This window comes from Proteus faecis (genome assembly GCF_003144395.1).
Classification (GTDB): domain Bacteria; phylum Pseudomonadota; class Gammaproteobacteria; order Enterobacterales; family Enterobacteriaceae; genus Proteus; species Proteus faecis.
Genome location: NZ_PENZ01000028.1, coordinates 226,931 through 249,391, shown reverse-complemented (window position 1 = coordinate 249,391; position 22,461 = coordinate 226,931). Strand labels below are relative to the sequence as shown.

Below are 22,461 nucleotides of genomic sequence, written 5' to 3'. Positions count from 1 at the left end.
TCATACTTCAAGCATCTTGATTATTTAGGGTATAAATGGCTAATAGTGTTTTAGTTTAAATGTTTTTAAAAACAGGCGGTTAACCGCCTGTTTATTTCGACTTTACGCAGTGGCGCGTTCATTCCATGAATCGGAATGAATGATATTTCCGTCTTTGTAAGTCCAAGTGATTTTTTCGTAACGCAATTCCACTTCTTCGAGGTGATTGTGTTTCTCTTTGGTTGGATCTTTGATGTTGTGCATCTTAGGCGCTACTTTGACTACCTTGACGTTTTCAAGAGTGGTATTGAAATATTCAACTTCTTGGCCTGCGTCATCGATGCGATACCACTTAAACTCTGCCTTTTTCAACGTTTGTCCAGTTGTAACTGCCTTGTATAAATACGGGCTGGAGGCATCAATTTCTTTGACAAAAATAAATGGGGTATGGATACGTGTACCAGTTAATTTGCCAGTATTGTTATCTGTTGGAATATACAAGTTGTGATCTTGAGCAACGACTTCAATACTCCCTTCACGATCTTGAACATTCACAGAGCCTTTGATATCCGCATTACCGTCATCTTTTAACCAGAGGTATACAGGAATAGCCATTATTACATCTCCTTTTTAAGGGTTAGTTGCCACCATCCTTCAGTGGCGTAAGGTCATCAGCTAATACCTGACAAGCATCAGCTTGAGGTATCAGGCGAATTTCAACTCGACGATTACGAGCTCGTCCATCTAGTGTTGAGTTATCTGCAACGGGCTGATGTTGGCCATATCCTTGCACTGCAAAGCAAGAGGGGGCTATATCACTGGTTTTAATCATCCAGTCACGCACGGCTTCAGCTCGTTTAAGAGAAAGTTTTTGGTTTAAATCGGGATTACCTGTGTTGTCGGTGTACCCTGAAATAACAATTAACCAGCCAGGTTTGGCTTTTATATTGATAAGCGCATCAACAAGCACTTTAGTGGCTTCGTTTTTTAATTTGTATTGACCTGAAGCGAAGAGAGCCAGACTATCTAGCGTCACCATTTCAGGAACGTCTTGTACGATGATAGGTGCTGGTGGTTGTGGGGGAGCCCATGAACTGAGCAAGGCATGCAAATAAGGTAAGATGTTATTTCCTTGATATAACGCTAAAGAATAGCGAGCAGGAATACCTTCTCGTTGCCAATGAGAGAGAAATGTTGCATCTGAAAGTAACTGTTGATAAGCCACTTTTTTAGGTTCTAAATTCTCATCGCTAATACTTTTAAAGTGCTTGATATCATTACTATTATCGTAGATTAATTGCTTGTTATGGTGATAGCTACCAGAGAGTGCACCAATAAGAAATAATCCACAAATCATGCCAACAACACCAAAGGTAGTTTCTATTTTTAATAAATTGACATCGTAAGTGAGTTTATCGATCACTATATCTGGTAAGGGTAATTCGTCATTATTATTTGATGTTTTGATAATCGCCGGAAATAACGTGGTTTTATGGTGAATAAATTGAGCCCAACTATTATTTGAAATGGTAGGAACCGTTGTAAATTGCATTGCCCAAGCAACGGGAATGAGACTCGGGGAACCTGATTGAGCAACAGTAAGCAGAGGAATAAATTCACTTTTTAACCAAGCAAGTAATTGATCAAGCCAGAGAGCCATGGTGAGTTGGTTTTCGGTTTGCTCTCTATTTTGTGATAACCATGTCGAAATAGATTGAGTTGCCAGGTTATCAGAGATAACAAGTAACTCTGGTTGGTCATTTAAATAGGTTATCCACGGTGTTATGTCATCAAAATGTGAATTGAGATAATTTACTGGAGAGTTAAGATAAAGTGTCACCCAAAAAGGTAATGTTTTACCTGTTTTTTTATTGCTTTCATGAATAGCACGACGCCAATTAAGTGTTTCTTGAGTCACTTCTTCTTGCTGTAATTGCTGTTCAGGTAATAAAGCGTATAACAGTGATAATTGACGTAGTTGTAAGGGGGCAATATCAACAATATGTTGAGTGATGTTGATCAAATCAATAGGAGAAGCCGCGCGAATATACCAACCTTTCGCTGTTTCCCGATAGGTCTGGTTTTCATGAAAAAGCATTTGTGATTGACCACAAACGATAATAACAGCGCCTTGATAGTTATCAGGAGGGAGCAGATTTGTAAGCGCATTTTTAAGGTAGGGGGTACTTTTTTGCTGACGGAAAAACCAGATGCATAAAGTGAGTGTGACAATACAAATAAGGGCCGTCAGAAAATAGGAGATCTCTTTACCAAAAGACCAAAATCCCCAAAGCAACCACAATAATAAGCTTGCTGAAAACAATGTAATACACTGTTTTATCCTATTTTTTTGCATCACTTTCCTTGTATGACCCATTGTTGAAGTAAATTTTCTAATGACACAGAAAAACCCCACCACAGCATGGCAAGCACCACAATTCCCCCAAACCAACCTAACCAATAAATATGACGACGATTCATACGAGGCTTGGGTTTCATCACTAAAGGTAAATCATTTGATAGTGCATAGGCGGGAAGTTGAGTATTGAGTAGCTCAATAATTTGTTCACGTTCAGGTGCATTGGTTTGGCGATATTTACCAACAAAACCCAGTGTGATCACACGGTGAAAACAGATAAGTACATCCTGATCTGGGGCTGGCTCATTTAATAGATTACGCAATCTATCCCATAGTTTGTCACCCGCTTCTAATGTATTGAAATACTTGGCTTGCAATGGGGATTGTATCCACTGTATGTAACCGTCATCGCGCTCGGTACGATTCATCACGCTTTCATCAATTAACGCGCATTGTGCATAAAGCATATTTTCGATGGCGGATTGGGAATAGCCTTTTTCTGTGAGTTGTTGGCGTGTTTTATCAATATGTTCACAGACACGCCGATAGAAAGCTTTGCCATCAGTAATTTCAGCACCTTGACGTAGCTGACATACCATTAACCAAGTATCAGCAAAAAGCATATCAATCATGTTATTTTTAGCTGTTCTTGTATTCGTTATCATGAGCGAAGTACCGCAAAAAGTTCTAGCTGAATTTCACCTAATGTTCCTGGTACATAAAAAGCACAGTGACCTGAAGAGAGCATGGCTTGACCAGCTGAATTATTGAGTTCAAGTGCAAAATAGTGATTTTCTAAACGCAGCGGGATAGCAGCAGGAACATGTGTTAACGGTTGTAATGGAATACCATTAAGTGCGACGTTAACCACACTAGCAACATCGTCATTACTACCCGCTTTACAAAGCAATGGAAATTGAGTAATCAACAAATGAGCCGGCAATGCAGAACGTACTGAAAGATAGAAATCAGCGTCTTCGCGTAGGCGAGGATCATGCAATTCGCCACGCCAGAAAGGCCCTTCTTTATCAAGAGCAATACTAATCACCCGTGAAGGTAAACTCGCTTCTAACAGAGTATTCAGTAAGCTAAATAAAGGTGGAAAAACCCGTTCAGGAAATGAGTGTTGATAAAGCGGAATATCACCATTTTCATGGTCGAGTGAAAATGTCAGTAGTGCACCCGCTAGGCGTACTAATTCACGATAAAGAAGCTCTGGATGACGCCCCATTGATGAGAGTAATTCACTTAATACAGGCTCAGCACTGTTTATCGCATTTAGTAGCCAAAAGAGTGAGACATCAGCGACAGCAAAATCAGCCATCTGCTCATTATTTTCACGGCGCATAGTCATTAGGCGACGACGCTTGGCGACTAAACGATGCATGAATTCTGAGAATAATGTGGTTAATTCAGTGCTTGCACTACAACTTAATAATGGGGGAATAAAGTGTTTATCTATTTCCCATGCACCTTGGGCATTGCGGATTAATCGAGCTATGGGACAAGTCATGTATGCGCTATTTTCTTCATGAGCATAACGCAAAGTAATATTGTGCCTTAATACGGCGATATCCGTCTGTTCTTGACCAATTAAATCTTGTACTTTCATCCACTCTTGATAGAACGGTTGTGGCCTATCAGAGCGTCCTTCTTGCATAAGATTGCCACCATTAGCCTGCAATAGTGGTAATGCGAGAACGATATCAAGTGTTTGATGTTGCGAGTAATGGCTAAGTTCATTAACTGGCGGTAAGTTGTCTGCCAGCGTTGTATCAATTAGCGTGCCGTCAGGAAAACGAACGATAAGTTTTTGTGCACTAAGGCGTGAAATAGTTAAGGCACTTTCATCAAATTCGGCACAAATAACGCCCCATGCTGATGCAATCGACATATTGGCGATGGTGCTAATGAGATAACTATCCCATCTTGCTTGTTGTTGAAATTGCTGAGGAGCCAAAAAGGCCCCATCACTCCAGAGGGGGCGGTATATTTTCATCCGTGTTTCACCTTATGCTTTCGCTTTTGGCATTTGAGATACTAACGAGAGATCTACATCCATTCCTTCCACTTGGAAGTGTGGAACGGCATACAGCTTCACTCTGAAAAAGCCAGGGTTATCTTCAATATCTTCTACTACTACTTTGGCATCACGAAGCGGGTGAGAGGCTTGCAAATCATCACTTGGATCGGTCATTTCGGTCACTAAACTACGAACCCAATTATTTAATTCAAGTTCTAATAAACGACGATCTTTTGTAGTACCAATATTTTCACGCTGAATTAATTTCAGATAATGGGCAATTCGGGAAAGGAGGAAAATATAAGGTAAACGCGCATTGATACGGCTATTCGCTGTTGCATCAGATGTTTCATAAATAGCGGGTTTTTGCGCAGAGTTTGCAGAGAAGAAACAAGAATAATCACGGTTTTTATAGTAAGACAATGGAATAAAACCGAGGTTGGCAAATTCAAATTCTCGTGTTTCAGGGATCATCACTTCAGATGGAATTTTGACCTGACTCCCTGTTCCTAAATCATAAAGGTGAATAGGTAAATCTTTTACCGCTCCGCCAGCTTGTGGGCCACGAATTTGTACACACCAACCATTGTTAATAAAGCTTTTAACCATATTGGCAGCAAAAGCAAAGGTTGCATTTGTCCACAAATATTTTTCATGGTCTGGACCTTTTACTTCTTCAATATAATTAAAACTGCGTACAGGAATGGTGTCAGGGCCATAAGGAAGACGACCTAAAACGCGCGGCATCGTTAAGCCAATATAGCGGGCATCATCAGAGTCACGGAAAGATTTCCATTTGATATATTCAGCACGGTCAAAGTAGTTACTGATGTCTTTAATGGCAGCAACTTCTTCCATGGACTCTTTACCGAAAAAGGCAGGACCAACAGAACCTATGAATGGCATATGTGCAGAAGCAGAAACTTTCGCAATATGACGTAGTAAAGCGATATCTTGAGGACCACGATCAAACTCATAGTTAGAGATAATAGCGGCAATAGGTTCGCCACCCGGAGTATCGTATTCTTCGATATAAGTATGGTGATATAGGCCGCTTTGGATAGTTTCCGGACAATCTTCAAAGTCTTGGCGTAAATCATCCTTAGCAATATCAAGTAACTCTATTTTTACGTTTTGACGAAAATCAGTGCGATCAACTAAGAATTTTAACCCTCGCCATGCTGATTCAATTTTTTGAAATTCAGCATGATGCATGACTTCATCAAGTTGTTGGCTAATTTGTCTATCTAGATCAGCAATATGGTGATCAAGTAAGTTTCGGTCTAAACGTTCGACTTTTTGGCCTGAGGATTTTAGACGATCAAGAAAAACTTGAACGGCAACAGTAACGCGCTCATTTGCTGTTGTATCTGCCAGAGCACTATTGTCTTGGAAGATATTAATATCACTTACCTGAGAAACAGGTGTGAGGTTGATTTTTTCAAAGAGTGAGGCATAAACACCGCTATTCGCGGACTCATCAAGTACCGTTGTTGTACTTTTTGAAATACTTTCGCTATTAACTGACATAAGCATAATCCTGTAATGATAAAACCCAATTAGTCTTTTTTCGGTGCGAGTTGAGATAATTCCTCGCGTAGTTCATCACTTAATGCAGGATCTTTAAGGATATTTTCGAGTTCACGACGAAAAGTGATGTTATCAAGGAGGTTAGACTTTAAGTCACGTAAGAGATTACGCATTGCTAGCATGGCGCGTAGTTGAGGTATCTGGCGAGCAACTTGTTCTGGTTCAAAGTCTGCCATCTCTTTAAATGACAGATTAATGTTCTCCTCGCTACCATCATTAGCTAATGTGTTTTTTACAGTAAGATTGACGGAAGGGGAAAATTCAGTAAGCACGTTGTTGAAGTTATTTTTATTAATGTTGACCTTTTCTCTTTCTGAAAGAACCCGTTTATCCTTTCCGTTGCTGTAGTCGCCGATAGCCAATAGTTTTAAAGGCAACTCAACTTTTTTCTGTGCACCACCTGTATGTAAGTCGAGTTTTATATTTACCCGCGCTTTAGGAACTTCATTTTGAAAACTATCTGACATAATAAAATCCTTGTATTAAACGAATAAAGGATCTCTTGAGAGTGGGGAATATTAAGTAATTTCACTAACAAGAAATTTATTTTAAAGTATTTACCTTATATTAAACAAAATTAAATAAATCAATTTATCTTAATATTTTTGAGAGATATCTCTAAAGTTAAAATGAAATATAAAGAAAACACTTTAGAATATATTGGAGGTTTATTTCAAATAAATATCATAATATGATGTTTATTTTATATATTATTTAAATTTATAATGACGAGTTTCTATATTAATTTATTTACGTCTATTCTGTTAGTATATACACATAGTAGGAGTTATTATTTATAACATATAGTTATTACTTTTTATTGTTATTAGTTGATGTGACGAATGATAAGAAAATAGAAATAGTACAATGATGTTTTTAACCTTAGATTTTAATGTTTGTATTTTTTAAGTATTAATTCTTAAGTAGAAAAAGATCTATTTAACTTCTTTTTATTCTTTTTTTTGATTAATTAATATGTGATCTTATAAATACGTTGATTAAATCAGAAGGAAAATAGATAAAACTATTTTTGAGATACCCCCAATAATAGAGCTAGCAATTATTGGGGAGGGATTGGGGCGAAAAGGAGTTATTATTTGTGACGATAATTAAAATGAAAATATAAAGGGGAGTTAATCCCCTTTATATCGTTCATAATAATTAATTTAGCTATTTTAGGTAATCTAATGGCCAGTGTTTGAAATAAATATGATTAGCTTGCCAGTCTACTTTTTCTGTATTGTCGTTTAATAAATGGCGAGCTACTGTAAAGGCAAATTCAAAACTCACACCTAATCCTTTTGCACTGATAAACTTTCCATCCACAACAACATCTTGATCAAGATAATGACCATCATCGTATTTATCTGCTAATTTATCGCCAGTACTGTAATGACGACCTTCAAGAAGATGATGTGCCGCTAATACTTTTGCTCCTGAAGAGCATAGTGCACAAATATATTTATCTTCAGCAATATGGCGTTTAATAAATTGAATAACTTGCTCGTTAGCGGATAAACGATCGGTGCCTTTAGGACCTCCTGGCATCATTATTGCGTCATAACTATGTGTCAGTTTTTCAGTTAATAAAAAATCAGCACTGATTTTAGTTTCAAAATAAGTATTTAATACCAAACTATCCATGCAAGAAAGTACATCAACATGAATATCAAGACGACGCATGATATCAATAAAAACAACAGCTTCACCTTCTTCAAATCCATCAGCTAATAAAACGGCAACCTGTTTCATTTTATTTATCCCTTATGTGTTTTTAGTAATGAGTGGATACTTTGAATATGATTAACAATGGTCTGTTTATCTTGTTTATCAATCGTATCTGCTGTGGCAATCCAGCTTCCTCCGCAAGCAACAACTTGTGGAATAGCAAGATAATCACTCACGTTATTTAAACTAATACCACCTGTAGGCATAAATTGGACTTGGGCGTAAGGTGATGCTAATGCTTTTAGCATTTTTACACCGCCAGAGGCTTCTGCAGGGAAAAATTTAAGTAAAGTTAAGCCTTTTTCAAGTGCGATCTCGATTTGGCTTGGATTGTTAATACCCGGCACAATATCAATGCCATTATTAAGGCAGTAATCAACGGTACTTGGGTTGTAGCCCGGAGAAATAACAAAGCGAGCCCCAGCTTCTTTTGCCATATCTGCTTGTTGTGCAGTCAATACTGTTCCAGCGCATAATATTAGCTCAGGGAAGTGTTCATGCATGAGTTTTATGGCTTTGGCTGCTACTGGTGTACGAAAGGTAATTTCGGCAACAGGTAATTGATTTTGGGTTAGAATTTCACCCAGCCAGATTGCATCTTCAGCGCGATTAATTTGGATCACGGGGATCACTTTCAGTGATGAAAGAGTATCAACAATTGACTGTGTCATGGTTGTCCTTGATTAGTGTGTAGAATGAATCAGTTGTTTCATGAGGAATGATAGCGCCATGGTGTTGAATGACGAGTCCAGCTAAGGTGTTTCCCCACAAACAGCACGTAGGTAAGTTGTGATTTTGCAACCAAGCAGCAATAAAAGCAGCATTAAAAGAGTCACCTGCGGCGGTGGTATCAATAACTGAATCGATGGGGTTGGGAGAAATATAGCCCGAATTTTTACCGTCAGACCAGTAAGCACCATTAGCTCCCAATTTGACTATGACGTTCTGATTACCCCATTGATGAAGGCGTCTTGCTATGTCTTGTTCTGTCAAATCGGGATTTTGCCAAAGTATTTGTTCATCATCACCAGTGACTAAAGCGATATCGCTAATACTATAGAGTTTCTCAAACCACTCTTGTGCATGAGGTATTGAATCCCATAAACGTGGTCGGTAATTTGAATCCACAATTAAGGTGAACCCTCGTTGTTTAAGATGAGCTAATTGCGCGAGTAATGCTACTTTTCCTTCAGGGAGTAAAATGGCAAGAGAAATTCCACTAAGATAAATTACACTATTATCAGGAAGTGCATTGAGGTGTGCCGCAAAACGGTGATCCGTCGCAATATAACGTGCGGCAGCATCATTACGCCAATAGTGGAAACTACGTTCGCCACAAGCATCAATTTCAATGGCATATAGACCGGGAAGTTTTTCAGGAATAGTAATAACAGATTGGCAGTTGATCCCCTCGTTTTCCCATGCTTTTTGCATTAAGACACTGTAAGTATCAGCGCCTAAACCTGTTATATAGTGAGGATGTAATGACGGGATTAATCGTGATAAATAGAGTGCTGTATTTAACGTATCACCGCCAAAACGTTGTTGTTGTGGTAAGAAAGGCTGACCACTAAGTTCGATCATACATTCGCCAATAATGGCGACAGTTTTATTTTTCTTCACAGTTTCCCATCACTTTTACAGACACGAATTTTATCTGCAACCACTGCTTTCATTGCGGATTTGCCTGGTACAAGGTAATGACGAGGATCACTCGCATCAGGATTATCCAAGAAGTACTGTTTGATTGCGTTAGAGAAAGCTATTTTTAGCTCAGTTGCAACGTTAACCTTGCAGATTCCTAAATCAATACAACGACGTACATCTGCATCAGGAATACCCGATGCGCCATGAAGAACTAAAGGAATATCTGTTTTTTGACGAATAATCTCTAAGCGTTCAAAATCGAGATGAGGTTCATGTTTGTACATACCATGTGCTGTACCGATTGCAACAGCTAATGAGTCAATACCCGTTGCTTTGATAAATTGTACCGCTGAATCAGGATCGGTAAATAGGGCATCTTTTGTATCAACGATAAGATCATCTTCTTGCCCACCAAGGCGACCCAACTCAGCCTCTACCGTACAATCCCAATGATGGCAGAAATTAACCACTTCTTTGACGATGCGAATATTTTCTTCAAAATGAAAATGGGAGGCATCGATCATGGCGGATCGTACACCTGATATGACTTTATGACATATATCAGGGATCTCTTCGTGGTGATCTAAATGTAGGGCAACCGGGATACGATATTGCTCTGCAGCCTGTTGGCAAATAGAGATCAAATAATCACTACCAGCATAAGCAAACGTGCTTGGTGTGCCCGCTAAGATAACAGGTGATGCCATCTCAGCGGCTGTTTCCATCACAACCTGAATAGTTTCCAAGTTATGAATATTAAAAGCAGGCACAGCATAATTTTCACGCTGTGCTTTATTGAGCATATTACGAGTAGAAACCAGATACATGTTTGCCTCTCATCTTTCATTTGATTACGAATAATAATAAACGAAAGAAATAGAAAGGTAAAAGATCTAAATCACATTTTTATTGCTTTTGCATCGAAAGTAAATGAAAGATGATTAGAAAAAATGAGCCATTTTAGAGCTATAACTGGTGATCCCTTTGCGTAATAAATTATTTTTTGGTCGTCTTGACTGTCCTATCACGGTTTCAGTGACTTTTTGTACTAAGGTCTGTTTTTCTAAACGACGGGTTAATGGTGTTTGCTGTGTTGTATAATCTTCGCAAAAAATGACGTTTACCTCTTGTGTTGCTTTCACTCCAGTCACTAAAGCGTGAATAGCAGGGATTTCGAAACGAAAGTTATCTTTTTCGATAGGTAAGGGAAGTGAAGGTGTTTGCCATAAGTTGATACGATCAGCACAATAAAGTGCAATAATTACGGCACGCAATGACCAAAAACTACTGGCCGGCCCACTGTAGTTATCAACTAAACGAGGATCGTGAGTAAATAAGCCTTGAGTGGGAGCACCATTTTTTAATGCGCCTTGAGAAATAAAATAACGCAAACTACTTTCAAAGGCGCGTTTTGCCTCGCCCACTTTTACTGAAGGGCAATGTAAATCGACACCTGCTAACAATGGCGCAGAAACCGCAAGGCGATAGCAGGCACTTCGACCAAAGAAAGGAATGCCTTTTGGCGTCATAAAATAAAGGTAATGTTGATTAAAGGTATTAAGTGATTGAGTAATAAATGTTGTATCAAATTGAGGATCAATCTGTGCTAACCAATATAATGAATAATAAAAACCCCATGCATTGTAGTAATCATAATTACCTTTAGCCCCATCACGAAACCATCCATCACCAACATAAAACTCTTTTAACCGTTCATAGCGCCAATGGGTAATAGTGTCTTTTCCTGTGAGTGCTTTAATAACAAATTGGACGGTAAGAGGGAAAAAATGCCAGTTATTATCAACAATTTCACAGTGATTAACTTGTTCGAACCAAGTAATAATTTGTTGCTGTATGGCAGGTGTTAATGTATCCCACACCCATTCACGGCTGATCCAAAGAGTAAGCGCTAAATCAGATGCTTCACAAATTCGTTGATCGTAATCTTCAAGTTTTCCCCAATATCCTTTATGAAGTGGATCAGTGCCATGAATAAAGCTTTGTTTGATCATTGAAGGTAAGTTGAAAGCTTGATGATTTAATCCTATCAACGTACTTTTTTTGCTGCTAACTACCCATGTGGCAAGTAGAGGAAGTACTCTGCTAACCCCTTCAAGAGCATCAGTTCTTGCTGTTTGTTGCCCTGGGCTTCCTGGATAATAAGCATGAGAGTAACCCCAGACTTGGTAATGATGAAAAGCCTGTGTGACATATTGTGTTAGCATTTCGCATAAAGAGAAAAGCGATTGGTTTTCATCATTAAAAAAGTCGGTGATCGTTTTATCATAGCGACGATAAGCCGATTTTCTGACTAATCGTCGAATGATATTTTCCTTAAATAAGCGTTGGTAGATTTCTACGTTAGGGTGCTCATAAGGGAGTTTTGGACGTGCTGAAGATGCAATTTCAATAGCCATTTTCGTATCTCAGAAAAAAGACGCATCCTTGCGAAACAAAACGGAAGTTGAATATTAAGGTTTTGCAGAATCCACGAGTATTTGATAGTGATCTTGTCCCCAAAGAACGGGCTTGGGTTTATCTTTGATCCACTGGTAATATGCATTTTTTAGCTCTGTTACTTTTTGTGGATTTTGTTTAGCCAGATCGATTGATTCCGCCGGATCTTTTTTATCGTTAAAAAGTTGAGGCTGATTTTTCCCATCATCATAAAAATAGAGCGCCCATTCACCGTCACGTACAGCCCAAGCACCTTTAGAGAGTTTTTCTAAATTAGGATTTGTCGGTGGTGTTTTACGTTGATAGGTTATCCATTGGTGATATCCATGCCAAAACTCTTGGTTTTCTTCGCTGTAATGTTTAGTGCCAGGACCAGCCCAATAAAGATAGTTATGAGGAGACTTTGTTGTTTCGCCTTTAAGCAAAGGCATGATGTTCTTCCCTTCAACGTTTAGATTGTCAGGGATCGCAATACCTGCTGTTTGTAGTGCAGTGGGTAAAATATCGAGTGCGGAGATCATTTCATCACTTTTTGTTCCCGCTGGAATAGTGCCAGGTTGATAAGCAATAAAAGGTACTCTAACGCCACCATTAAACATTTGCCCTTTAAAGCCTCTATCCATCGCATTCATTGGCATTGGTGACTCATTAACAGCACCATTATCCGATAAGAAAAAGATCAGTGTATTTTCTAGCTCACCGTTTGCTTTTAGTTTTGCAATAATTTGACCTATACCTTCATCTGCTGCATTTAAGGCAGCAAAGTATTTATCTGCTTCAACATTACCTGTATCAAATTTTTCCATATATTTAGCAGGAGAAGCTTGTTCTAATGGAATATGGGGAACGCTATATGAAAGATTGATAAAGAAAGGCTTATCTTTATGTTCATCAATAAATTTTAGGGTTTCATCCGTTAAAAGATGTGTGGTGTAACCCGGAGCAGGAACATTGACACCATTACGCCAAAATGCAGGCGAATTCCACAAAGCTACGCCTGATGCGTAGTAACTAAAATCATAATCGAAACCGCGTTCATGAGGGGCATAACCAGCCTCTGGTGTTGAGATCATGTTGTCGTGATAATCGCGAGTTTGCTTACTTTCATTAACTTTCGGTTTGCGGATCACTTTTGCATTATGCCATTTACCGATACTGGCGGTGGCATAACCATTTTCTTGAAAAAGTGAAGGCAATAGTTTGATATCTTTAGGAATACCTAAAATCGCATCATCATTACTGTAAGTACCAAAGCTTGCTGGAGAGCGCCCAGTAAAGATCCCCGCTCGAGAAGGGCCACAAACAGGATGAGCAACAAATGCATTGGTCATTTTGGCACCATTTGTGGCCATTTCACTGACATTTGGCATGGCAATGCGCGCAGCTTCTACCATTTTGTTGATATCGCCTTCATAACGTGGCGGTGTAGATCGTTGTGCTAATGCATCAACATCTAAGGTATCCAGTACAAAATCAAGTTGTCCTGTGCCTAAATCATCCATCACTATCAGTAAAATATTCGGCTTTTCAGGTGTACCAGCTGCATTGGCAGATATTGGAATGCTTAAACATGACGTAGCAATCAGCCCAGCGAGTAAGCTTTTTTTAACAGAAGGTAAGATCACGGATTTTCTCCAGAATAAATAAAATAAAAAAAGGATTACTTTAGATAGTTTTTTTTCATTGCAGGAAGCGCATCACTCGCGAGTCCTCCTCGCGAAATGGCTTGTTGCATTAGTTGCATACCGATCGCTGTATGATGAAATATTTTTTTATAAGAGCGACATAGATAGTTATGACGATACTTTTCGCCTTCAATAGCAACAATGCGATGTTTTGGGCAACCGCCATAACATAAACTTTGCACTTCACACTGTTTGCAAATACTCGTTTGTTTATCATATTTATTTTGACCAAAACGCTGCTGTTGCTTTGAAGTGGTTAAATGTGCAAGGCTATTTTGATGAATATTTCCTAAATTATTGGCGGGATAGACATAGTGATCGCAAGAATAAACATCACCATTAGCTTCAATGATCAATGCTTGACCACAAGTTTTGGATTGAATACAGGTTGATGCTGGGTATCCCATCCACGTACCCAGTAAACTATCAAATAAGCGAATATATATTTTTCCTATATCGCCTTGTCGTATCCATTCATCAAATACTTCTGCTATAAATTGTCCGTAGCCCTCAGCTGGGACAGAGAATGGAGCTAACTGTGCATTGGGACCCGGAGCATAATGCCCGCCGTGAGTATGAGGAAAGCGTCTATCGACTTCGACAATAGGAATAAATTGAAAGAAGGTTGAACCTAACTCTTTTAAGGCTTGATAAGTCTCTTTTCCTTTATTCCAATTTTGGTCATTAACGACAGTCAGTGTGTTAAATTCAACGCCATATTCATTGAGTAGCTTAATTGCACGCTTTACTCGTTCAAAAGTAGGGCTACCATTGACTGAAATACGATATTTATCGTGAACCGCTTCAATACCATCAATTGAAACGCCTAATAGAAAGTGGTGATCAGCAAAAAATTGCGCCCATTGGCGATTAATGGCGATTGCATTGGTTTGTACACTATTTGTAATTGTCTTGCCGTTAGCAAATTGTTTTTGGTATTTGACGACTTGTTCAAAGAACGCTAATCCAGCAAGCGTTGGCTCACCACCTTGCCAAGAAAAATCAACCTGCTCTCCACTGTGTGATTGAATATAGTCTTTAATATAACGACGAAGTACGCCATCTGGCATCACTGTATGGCCTGTTTCTTTTGTTTTATCTTGAAAAATATTTTCTTTTTCCAGATAAAAACAATATTCACATTTAATATTACAGTGGTAGCTTGTGGGTTTTGCCATCATATGAAAATAAACAGGTTGATTTAATGTCATTAGTCATTTCCTGAGTTTCTTTTTTATCCTGTTACATTACGTAAAATTTATCAAAACAAAAGAGATTAAAATCACAAATACAGAATTTCGAAAGCAATTGAAAGTTTATTGCGAAAGAGAAATACAGTTATTTTCGATAAAATTACTTTCGATTCGATACTATTTCATGTTCTATTGACTATTTGAGCTATTTATTTTTCGAAAATAAATCAATGTAGTGAAGTTTTAATCTGTATTTTGTGAAATACAACGAAATTAAATCTATATTATTGTGATTCATCTAGCTATATATGGTGTAATCATAAGTATAGTGATGCGTTATATCATTTTATTTATTGGAAACTGGTGGCCTCAAGGCTATCATTGAAGCTACACGAAAATAATCGTAAGCAATCGATGATGATTCGAAACTTTGTGAAAGAGATCAAAAGTTTTGTTTTTTTACATTGTCGGTAAAAATTGGCGTAGTAAACTACATTCGAAACCAATCGAAAGATACTCTTTTGGTTTCGTAAGGAGACGAAAGTGAAAGCGGCAGTTGAGAGGCGTATGGAAATCCTCGATATGGTAAACCAACAGGGTAAAGCCAGAGTCGAAGATCTCGCTGAATTATTTAAAGTCTCAAGTGTCACTATCCGCAGCGATCTAAGTTTTCTTGAGAAAAATGGTTATATCGTTCGTTCTCATGGTGCAGCAATTCCTAATACAGGATTTATTGCCGAATTGAGTATCCACGAAAAACGTGGGCAAAACGCGGGCATAAAAACATTAATCGGGAAAGCTGCCGCAACGCTGATAAAGGATGGAGACACCGTCATTCTTGACTCGGGGACAACTACTCGCGAAATCGCGACACATTTAAAGTCGCGTGAAAATGTAGTGGTCATGACTAACGGTCTGGATGTCGCAATGGAGTTAGCAAATACCTCAGGTGTAGAAGTATTAATGACCGGTGGTGTATTGCGAAAAAGTGCGTTGTCTTTTTCAGGCTCACAAGCTGAAAATAGTCTTAGAAATTACCGTTTTGATAAGGTATTTCTAGGTGTTGATGGATTCGATTTACGTGTTGGTATCACCACACATAATGAACAGGAAGCTAGTCTTAACCGTTTAATGTGTGATATCTCAGAAACGATTATTGCGGTTGCAGATTCTACGAAATTCAGTAAACGCAGCTGTCATATGATCAGAGAGTTTGGTGATATTGATATATTAGTGACCGATTCGGGTATTCCTGAAGAATATATTCAGGAACTGAAAGATCATAAAATCGAAGTGATTATCGTCGACGATAAGGCATCGTAATTTGCTAACTCCATTAGCAACACCGCCGGTGTTGATTATGGAGTTAGTATTTAATGCATCCTTTAGAAAAGATTGTTCAGCAACATAAATCAGGCAAACAGAATGGTATTTATTCTGTTTGTTCTGCCCATCCTTTAGTAATAGAAGCAGCTCTATTACAAGCGCTGGATAATGATTCCTTTCTGCTAATTGAAGCCACCTCTAATCAGGTTGATCAGTTTGGTGGTTATACGGGAATGACCCCCGCTGACTTCTACCAATATGTTATTGAACAGGCGAAAAATGTCAGTTTTCCTATCGAGAAGCTTATTCTTGGTGGCGATCATTTAGGGCCTAATCGCTGGCAACACCTTAATGCTGAAGATGCGATGGCAAATGCAGATGTGTTGATTGCACATTATGTTGCCGCGGGGTTTAAGAAAATCCATCTTGATTGCAGTATGTCTTGTGCTGATGACCCCATTCCTTTGACGGATGAAATTGTGGCATCTCGTGCCGCTCGCCTCGCGGTAATTGCAGAAAATACGGCAAAAGAGACATTTGGTACAAGTGATATTGTTTATGTTGTTGGTACAGAAGTCCCCGTCCCTGGGGGCGCTGCTGAAGAACTTGATACTGTTGAAGTGACTTCGCCTGATGCTGCACGTAAAACATTGGAGTGTCATCGCCAAGCTTTTCATGATGTGGGTGTTGGTGATTGCTGGGAACGCGTTATTGGTTTGGTGGTTCAACCCGGTGTTGAATTTGATCATACGGGTATCATTGATTATCAACAAGAAGAAGCACAAGCATTAAGCCAAGTGGTAAATGATTATTCTCATCTTGTTTTCGAAGCTCATTCTACTGATTATCAAACTAAAGATGCTTATAAACAGCTAGTCCATGATCACTTTGCCATTTTAAAAGTAGGACCCGCACTCACCTTTGCAATGCGTGAAGGTTTATACGCACTTTGCTCCATTGAAGAAACATTATTCCCTCAAGAACAGTGCTCTAGATTACGTGAAAAAATGGAGCAACTGATGTGCCGTGAGCCAGGTTTTTGGCAAAAATACTATCATGGTGATGAGCATCAACAAGCCTTTGCCCGAGTATATAGCTTTAGTGATCGCATTCGTTATTACTGGCCTGATGCTGAAATTAATGCCGCCATCGACACACTCATGGATAACTTATCCGTTAAACCAATTCCATTGCCATTACTGAGCCAATATCTGCCTTATCAATTTACCCAATTTAGAGAAGGCATGATTGACGGATCGCCTAGATCTTTTGTTATTGCGAAAATTCGTGATGTGTTATCGGTTTATGCCGATGCGTGCTATGTCCATTAATTGAGGGAAACCATGGAATATTTAAGTTATCAGACCGCTCAATTAGAGCAATTGAATGCATTTTGGACTGCGAAAGAAATTGAACAACAACCAGAATGTTGGAAGAAAACATGGCAGTCAGTGAAGGAAAAACGTGATGATATTGCATCTTTTTTAAATAAAGCGCTCGCAGTACCTCATGCGCGAATTATTTTAACTGGTGCTGGCACATCAGCATTTGCTGGAAAAGCATTAGCCCCTATTTTAAGTGGTCATACAAAACGTCGGGTAGATGCGATTGCAACAACTGATTTGGTGGCTGATCCACAAGAATATTTAGCGGAAGATATTCCTACATTATTAATTTCTTTTGCTCGCTCGGGTAATAGCCCTGAAAGTGTGGCGGCATTAGATGTTGCAACTGAATGTTTATCTCAATGTTATCACTTAGTGCTGACATGTAATGCCAATGGCAAGCTTTATGAGTATTGCCAAAATAATAGCAGTGCATTGGCATTGTTGATGCCAGAAGAATCAAATGACCGTTCTTTAGCAATGACCTCTAGCTTTTCATCCATGATGATGGCGGCTGTGACTATTTTCTTAGGTGATAACGTCTTTAGTGACTCTATCGCCCCCTTTTTTAATCACTATAAGGCGCAGTTTAATAAAGCAAATCAAATTATTAGGGATAAATATGCCGGTAAGTTTAAACGGGTTATTTATCTAGGAAGTGGTGGATTGCAAGGTTTAGCACAAGAAGCCGCATTGAAGATGTTAGAGCTTACGGCAGGTAAAGTGGTCGCGAGTTTTGATACTCCACTAGGCTTTCGACATGGACCTAAGTCTATCGTAAATAAAGAAACTTTAGTGGTAATGTTTTTCTCTAATGATCCTTATACACGTCAATATGAGACAGACTTATTACGAGAGGTTATTCACGATAATGCATCAGGCAAGGTGATCGCGATCACCGCACGAAATGATAACGCTTTTTCAGCCGAGAGTTTTGTTTATATTCCAGCGTTAGAGAACTGTTCTGATGTGGCGTTATTGTTCCCTTACTTGATGTTGGCACAATCATTCGCATTTCACAGTTCTATTGCACTAGGGAATACGCCTGATAACCCGTCTCCGACAGGAGAAATCAACCGCGTTGTACAAGGCGTCACAATTTATCCGTTCTCACTCAAAAAGACGACACACAGTCTGCTTTAAATTAATAAAATATAATAAGAGAGCTAATCATGAACACACCAAATATTGTCTGGACCCGCATTGATGAACGTTTACTCCACGGTCAAATCCGCATTACATGGGGTAAACATACAGAAGCAAACCTGATTTTAGTGGCTAATGATGATGCAGCAGAAGGCCCTAATGCCGCATTTATGCAAGCAGGAATGAAAGCGTCAGCAGGTGGTGAATACGCTGTTCGCTTCTTCTCTATTCAAAAAACGATTGATGTTATTAGTAAAGCATCTCCTCGTCAGAAAATTTTTGTTTTGTGTAATAACCCGAAAGATGTTGCCCGTTTAGTGGAAGGTGGTGTGCCTATTACTCACTGTAATGTTGGCAATATGCACTTTCATGAAGGGAAACGCCAAATTGCGAAAACTGTATCAGTCAATGATGCTGATATTGATGCATTTAAAAGCCTTGTCGCAAATGGTGTGACTTGCACAATTCAAAACACTCCCGATCAGACACCTGTTGATGTGTTAGCGCTCGCATCAGCCTGATAAATTCCTGAACAAAAAACCTGCGTTAGCAGGTTTGAGGATTATTTATGATTTTTGAAGCTTCTTTAGTGGCTTTATGGGCCTTCTTTTGCGGTATAGATAAGTATGACGTTGCATTAAATATTCACAGACCATTAATTACAGGGCCTGTTGTTGGCCTGATTATGGGGGATATGCAAATTGGATTGATTGCAGGTGCAACATTAGAACTCGCTTGGTTAGGACTTGTACCTAATGCTGGCGCTCAGCCACCCGATGTAACACTTGGCACTATTGCTGCTGTTGCTTTTGCTGTAATGACAAATCAATCACCTGAAGTTGCTATGGGGATTGGTATGCCAATTGCTGTGTTAATGCAAATGTTGGTGATTGGTTTCTTTGCTATGACAGCTTTCACTATGGGAAAAGCCGATAGATATGCAGAAAGAGCCGATGCAGCAGGTGTTTCACGACTTCTGATCATTACGATTACGGTGCGTTCATTACTTTATGCTTTGGTTGCTTTTGTTACGGTTTATTTCGGTGAACATGCCGCTCAGTGGATTGATGAAAATACCCCCAAAGTCTTGCTGGAAGGCCTAGGTATTGGCGCGAAAATGGTTCCTGCAATTGGTTTCGCCATGTTGCTAAAAATTATGTGGTCGAAAGAAGTGGCGGGTGTGTTCTTTATTGGCTTCGTGATGACGACTTATCTCAAACTTCCAATTATGGCGGTCGCTATTTTAGGTGCGTCAGCCGCAGCACTTTACTTCTTCTTTAGTGGTAATAACAAAAATTCAAGTCAGCAGAATGAGGATTTCGAAGATGGTATCTGATAACAGCACCGCATTGAAAACGCAGGATAAACCAGAAACGGGTTCTTTGATTGATGGCATTGACGAGTATCAAGATACCACAGTCAGAAAAGTGATCACTAAAGGTGATCTCTGGAAGTGTGCGTTCCGTGGCTTGTTTATGGAAGGTAACTTCAACTTTGAGCGTATGCAAGGTGGCGGGTTTGCGTTCTCAATTATTCCAGCATTGAAAAAAATCCACGGAAATAACAAACGTGACTATGCAACATCATTAAAAAACCATCTACAGTTTTTTAATGCAAGTCCAAAGCTGTTTACCTTCCTATTAGGAACAGCCGTTGCAATGGAAGAAAATAAAGAGAAACCTTCTACTGTTAATGTGATGAAAGTTGCAGGCATGGGGCCAACTGGGGGTATTGGTGACGCGATTGACCATATGACCTTAATGCCACTGACATTAGCATTAGGTGCTTCCATTGCAATGGAAGGGTCAATTGCAGGGCCTTTTGTTTTCTTCTTTTTATACCAAATTGTGCACTTTTTAGTGTATTTCGGGCTGATGTTCATGGGCTATCGCGCAGGTACAGCGGCGATGGTCAATATGAGTGATGCTACTGAAAAACTGGCTAAAGCCGCCAATATTATGGGGATCTTTGTCATTGGTGCGCTCTCCGCGACCTTTATCAAGGTGCAAACCACCGCCTCGTTAGAGCTGGGAGGGAAGGTGGTTGAATTGCAAACCGCGCTCTTTGATAAAATTATGCCGAATTTACTGCCTCTGTGCTTAGTTTTCCTGATGTACAAAATGGTGAAAAGCACCGGTTTTTGGGGTAAGCCTCCGGTATTGATTTTCTCAACCTTAGCCTTTGGCGTTGTCGGTCACGTATTAGGATTCTTATAACAGAGAACCTTTATCGCCGTCATTATTGTTAATCGAAATACATTATTAACTTGCTATAAACGGGCAGGAGAGTGTTCTGTTGCCCGCAAGGAGTCACTCATGATAGGTCTTATTGTTTCAGGGCATCTTAATTTTGCTTCTGGTATGGCATCAGCTGTAAAAGCGATTGCTGGAGAACAGGAAGATATTGCGTTTATCGATTTTGTTGAGTCAATTTCCCCCGATGAATTAGAAGAAAAAATGCGTGAAGCGATTGACTCAATGTCATGCCAGCAATACCTCTTTTTAACAGATTTACCCGGTGGAACCCCTTGTAATCGTGCGATGGCAATTATGATGCAAAACCCAGCTGTTGAAGTGTTAGCGGGTGTGAATCTACCGATGATAGTTAATGCAACTTTTGAACGAGAAGGGTGTTCAACGGCAGAGTTAGTACAAACGTTACGCGAAATAGGTCAAGAAAGTATTCAAGATATTCGCGAGCAATTGGCTCAAATCAACAGCAATGATGTTGAAGAAGAAGACGGTTTATGAGTCAGCGATATGCCATTTTGGCAGATAGAACCTTTACACCAGAAGGTATTCGTTATCTTTGCTATGTCCGTGTTAAAGGTGATGTTATTGAATCGATCACCACACAAGCGCCAACAGATTGCCCCATCATTCGCCTAAAAGGGAAATCGTTATTACCTGGTTTTGTGGATATTCATATTCATGGTCGTGAAGGTGCGGATGTAATGGATGCGACTCAGCAAGGATTACAAACCATTGCTGATGCGCTTGTGAAAACAGGTGTGGTTGCTTGGGTTGGTACAACAGTAACAGCACCGATGGACGATATTCGCCAAGCATTGTCACAAGTACGTGAATTTTTATCAAAACCACAAACGTCTGGTGCGCTATTACTCGGTAGCTTTTTAGAAGGACCTTATTTTACGGAGCGCCATAGAGGTTCGCATCCGGTGAAATATCTAAAAGCACCAACCATATCAGAGCTAGAAACACTGCTTGAAAGTGCGGGTGACACATTATTGCGTGTTGCTGTTGCACCCGAAGCTCAAGGCTCGATGGAGGCGATTGATTGGCTGGTCAAAAGAAGTATTAAGCCAAGTGTGGCGCATACCGCGGCAACTTATGAACAAACATTAGATGCATTTTTGCATGGCGCAGATTGTGGCGTGCACTTGTATAACGGTATGACGGGACTTCATCATCGCGAGCCGGGATGTTGTGGTGCGGTGTTATATCACGATGCATTGGCGGAATTGATCGCAGATGGCATTCATGTTCATCCCGTTATGATGCAACTAGCGTATCGCATGAAAGGCTACCAACAACTCGCTTTAATTACAGATTGCATGCGTGCGGGGGGATTACCTGATGGCGATTATACGCTAGGTGCCCAAACAGTTAACGTCACCCAAGGTCAAGCCAAAACCGCCGATGGCTCTTTGGCGGGAAGTACTTGTAGCTTAGATAGTGCATTAAGAAACATGGTGCAACTCGCTCATGTCCCTGAGTGGGAAGCGGTGCAAATGGCAAGTGCGATCCCTGCTGAGTATCTCGGTATCGGCGATAAATTGGGTTATATCAAAGCGGGGCGACAAGCCAGTTTTGCTGTGGTGGATGAGTGTTTTCATCTCACCGATACATTCATCAGAGGAAATCATATTTACTCTGTATCCGGGGAAAATGCATAGCTTTTTTTAGTTATGCACCCATCTGTA

At 39.6% G+C, this 22,461-nt stretch carries 21 protein-coding genes; 8 read left to right on the top strand and 13 right to left on the bottom strand.

Translation table 11 applies throughout. The annotated features are described in order from the left end of the window. Window positions 1–102: 102 nt before the first annotated feature. The 13 genes from DK858_RS08165 to DK858_RS08105 all read right to left on the bottom strand — a co-directional run bounded on the left by DK858_RS08165 (window position 103) and on the right by DK858_RS08105 (window position 14,679). The gene (locus tag DK858_RS08165; protein ID WP_023583757.1) at window positions 103–594 is read right to left on the bottom strand and encodes an Hcp family type VI secretion system effector; all 492 of its coding nucleotides are present in this window, start codon (window positions 592–594) and stop codon (window positions 103–105) included. A 22-nt stretch (window positions 595–616) separates the two neighbouring features. Beyond that, window positions 617–2,335, bottom strand: coding sequence for an OmpA family protein (locus DK858_RS08160; protein ID WP_228407236.1), 1,719 nt, complete (start codon window positions 2,333–2,335; stop codon window positions 617–619). Then, window positions 2,335–3,003, bottom strand: coding sequence for a type VI secretion system protein TssL, short form (gene tssL, locus DK858_RS08155; protein WP_109396976.1), 669 nt, complete (start codon window positions 3,001–3,003; stop codon window positions 2,335–2,337). Before tssL ends, DK858_RS08160 begins: the two co-directional genes overlap by 1 nt. Beyond that, on the bottom strand, window positions 3,000–4,337 hold the full coding sequence (tssK, locus tag DK858_RS08150; protein WP_109396975.1) for a type VI secretion system baseplate subunit TssK: 1,338 nt from the start codon (window positions 4,335–4,337) through the stop codon (window positions 3,000–3,002). The genes tssL and tssK overlap by 4 nt, the downstream gene beginning before the upstream one ends. Before the next feature lie 12 nt (window positions 4,338–4,349). Next, window positions 4,350–5,897 carry a type VI secretion system contractile sheath large subunit gene (gene tssC, locus DK858_RS08145; protein ID WP_109396974.1) on the bottom strand — a complete coding sequence of 516 codons (1,548 nt, stop codon included), beginning with the start codon at window positions 5,895–5,897 and terminating at the stop codon, window positions 4,350–4,352. A gap of 23 nt (window positions 5,898–5,920) precedes the next feature. Further along, on the bottom strand, window positions 5,921–6,418 hold the full coding sequence (gene tssB / locus DK858_RS08140; RefSeq protein WP_109396973.1) for a type VI secretion system contractile sheath small subunit: 498 nt from the start codon (window positions 6,416–6,418) through the stop codon (window positions 5,921–5,923). Between the two features lie 703 nt (window positions 6,419–7,121). Beyond that, window positions 7,122–7,703 (bottom strand): DJ-1/PfpI family protein, encoded by a 582-nt coding sequence (locus DK858_RS08135; RefSeq protein WP_109396972.1) that lies wholly within the window; start codon window positions 7,701–7,703, stop codon window positions 7,122–7,124. 5 nt (window positions 7,704–7,708) lie between these two features. Continuing rightward, window positions 7,709–8,350: a bifunctional 4-hydroxy-2-oxoglutarate aldolase/2-dehydro-3-deoxy-phosphogluconate aldolase gene (locus tag DK858_RS08130; protein WP_109396971.1), complete on the bottom strand. Its 642-nt coding sequence runs from the start codon at window positions 8,348–8,350 to the stop codon at window positions 7,709–7,711. Then, window positions 8,331–9,302, bottom strand: coding sequence for a sugar kinase (locus DK858_RS08125; RefSeq protein WP_109396970.1), 972 nt, complete (start codon window positions 9,300–9,302; stop codon window positions 8,331–8,333). The genes DK858_RS08130 and DK858_RS08125 overlap by 20 nt, the downstream gene beginning before the upstream one ends. Next, on the bottom strand, window positions 9,299–10,153 hold the full coding sequence (locus tag DK858_RS08120) for a tagatose bisphosphate family class II aldolase (RefSeq protein ID WP_109396969.1): 855 nt from the start codon (window positions 10,151–10,153) through the stop codon (window positions 9,299–9,301). Before DK858_RS08120 ends, DK858_RS08125 begins: the two co-directional genes overlap by 4 nt. Before the next feature lie 114 nt (window positions 10,154–10,267). Continuing rightward, window positions 10,268–11,743, bottom strand: a complete 1,476-nt coding sequence (locus DK858_RS08115) for a DUF2264 domain-containing protein (RefSeq protein ID WP_109396968.1) — start codon at window positions 11,741–11,743, stop codon at window positions 10,268–10,270. A 54-nt stretch (window positions 11,744–11,797) separates the two neighbouring features. Beyond that, the gene (locus DK858_RS08110; RefSeq protein ID WP_109396967.1) at window positions 11,798–13,408 is read right to left on the bottom strand and encodes a sulfatase family protein; all 1,611 of its coding nucleotides are present in this window, start codon (window positions 13,406–13,408) and stop codon (window positions 11,798–11,800) included. 35 nt (window positions 13,409–13,443) lie between these two features. Then, entirely contained in the window at window positions 13,444–14,679 is a 1,236-nt protein-coding gene (locus DK858_RS08105) for an anaerobic sulfatase maturase (protein ID WP_109396966.1), read from the bottom strand. A gap of 525 nt (window positions 14,680–15,204) precedes the next feature. Between DK858_RS08105 and agaR the strand changes: the two genes are divergently transcribed. The 8 genes from agaR (at window position 15,205) to nagA (ending at window position 22,434) form a co-directional block, all read left to right on the top strand. After that, entirely contained in the window at window positions 15,205–15,984 is a 780-nt protein-coding gene (gene agaR, locus DK858_RS08100) for a transcriptional repressor AgaR (protein ID WP_036912386.1), read from the top strand. Between the two features lie 53 nt (window positions 15,985–16,037). Beyond that, window positions 16,038–17,318 carry a tagatose-bisphosphate aldolase subunit KbaZ gene (kbaZ, locus tag DK858_RS08095; protein WP_109396965.1) on the top strand — a complete coding sequence of 427 codons (1,281 nt, stop codon included), beginning with the start codon at window positions 16,038–16,040 and terminating at the stop codon, window positions 17,316–17,318. Between the two features lie 12 nt (window positions 17,319–17,330). Continuing rightward, window positions 17,331–18,515, top strand: a complete 1,185-nt coding sequence (locus tag DK858_RS08090; protein WP_109396964.1) for an SIS domain-containing protein — start codon at window positions 17,331–17,333, stop codon at window positions 18,513–18,515. A gap of 29 nt (window positions 18,516–18,544) precedes the next feature. After that, window positions 18,545–19,039, top strand: a complete 495-nt coding sequence (gene agaV / locus DK858_RS08085; RefSeq protein ID WP_069367636.1) for a PTS N-acetylgalactosamine transporter subunit IIB — start codon at window positions 18,545–18,547, stop codon at window positions 19,037–19,039. Between the two features lie 47 nt (window positions 19,040–19,086). Further along, window positions 19,087–19,854 carry a PTS N-acetylgalactosamine transporter subunit IIC gene (gene agaW / locus DK858_RS08080; protein WP_109396963.1) on the top strand — a complete coding sequence of 256 codons (768 nt, stop codon included), beginning with the start codon at window positions 19,087–19,089 and terminating at the stop codon, window positions 19,852–19,854. Then, entirely contained in the window at window positions 19,844–20,734 is an 891-nt protein-coding gene (locus DK858_RS08075) for a PTS system mannose/fructose/sorbose family transporter subunit IID (RefSeq protein WP_023581442.1), read from the top strand. Before agaW ends, DK858_RS08075 begins: the two co-directional genes overlap by 11 nt. A 99-nt stretch (window positions 20,735–20,833) precedes the next feature. Further along, window positions 20,834–21,268, top strand: coding sequence for a PTS galactosamine/N-acetylgalactosamine transporter subunit IIA (gene agaF / locus DK858_RS08070; protein ID WP_109396962.1), 435 nt, complete (start codon window positions 20,834–20,836; stop codon window positions 21,266–21,268). Then, window positions 21,265–22,434, top strand: a complete 1,170-nt coding sequence (nagA, locus tag DK858_RS08065) for an N-acetylglucosamine-6-phosphate deacetylase (protein ID WP_109396961.1) — start codon at window positions 21,265–21,267, stop codon at window positions 22,432–22,434. The genes agaF and nagA overlap by 4 nt, the downstream gene beginning before the upstream one ends. The last annotated feature ends 27 nt before the right edge of the window (window positions 22,435–22,461 follow it).

Coding starts and splice junctions, on each gene's coding strand:
- DK858_RS08075 (WP_023581442.1), top strand. CDS start 19,844: ATGGTATCTGATAACAGCACCGCATTGAAAACGCAGGATAAACCAGAA.
- tssC (WP_109396974.1), bottom strand. CDS start 5,897: ATGCTTATGTCAGTTAATAGCGAAAGTATTTCAAAAAGTACAACAACG.
- DK858_RS08120 (WP_109396969.1), bottom strand. CDS start 10,153: ATGTATCTGGTTTCTACTCGTAATATGCTCAATAAAGCACAGCGTGAA.
- agaW (WP_109396963.1), top strand. CDS start 19,087: ATGATTTTTGAAGCTTCTTTAGTGGCTTTATGGGCCTTCTTTTGCGGT.
- tssL (WP_109396976.1), bottom strand. CDS start 3,003: ATGATAACGAATACAAGAACAGCTAAAAATAACATGATTGATATGCTT.
- nagA (WP_109396961.1), top strand. CDS start 21,265: ATGAGTCAGCGATATGCCATTTTGGCAGATAGAACCTTTACACCAGAA.
- DK858_RS08105 (WP_109396966.1), bottom strand. CDS start 14,679: ATGACATTAAATCAACCTGTTTATTTTCATATGATGGCAAAACCCACA.
- DK858_RS08130 (WP_109396971.1), bottom strand. CDS start 8,350: ATGACACAGTCAATTGTTGATACTCTTTCATCACTGAAAGTGATCCCC.
- agaV (WP_069367636.1), top strand. CDS start 18,545: ATGAACACACCAAATATTGTCTGGACCCGCATTGATGAACGTTTACTC.
- DK858_RS08165 (WP_023583757.1), bottom strand. CDS start 594: ATGGCTATTCCTGTATACCTCTGGTTAAAAGATGACGGTAATGCGGAT.
- kbaZ (WP_109396965.1), top strand. CDS start 16,038: ATGCATCCTTTAGAAAAGATTGTTCAGCAACATAAATCAGGCAAACAG.
- DK858_RS08115 (WP_109396968.1), bottom strand. CDS start 11,743: ATGGCTATTGAAATTGCATCTTCAGCACGTCCAAAACTCCCTTATGAG.
- agaF (WP_109396962.1), top strand. CDS start 20,834: ATGATAGGTCTTATTGTTTCAGGGCATCTTAATTTTGCTTCTGGTATG.
- DK858_RS08135 (WP_109396972.1), bottom strand. CDS start 7,703: ATGAAACAGGTTGCCGTTTTATTAGCTGATGGATTTGAAGAAGGTGAA.
- tssK (WP_109396975.1), bottom strand. CDS start 4,337: ATGAAAATATACCGCCCCCTCTGGAGTGATGGGGCCTTTTTGGCTCCT.
- DK858_RS08160 (WP_228407236.1), bottom strand. CDS start 2,335: ATGCAAAAAAATAGGATAAAACAGTGTATTACATTGTTTTCAGCAAGC.
- tssB (WP_109396973.1), bottom strand. CDS start 6,418: ATGTCAGATAGTTTTCAAAATGAAGTTCCTAAAGCGCGGGTAAATATA.
- DK858_RS08090 (WP_109396964.1), top strand. CDS start 17,331: ATGGAATATTTAAGTTATCAGACCGCTCAATTAGAGCAATTGAATGCA.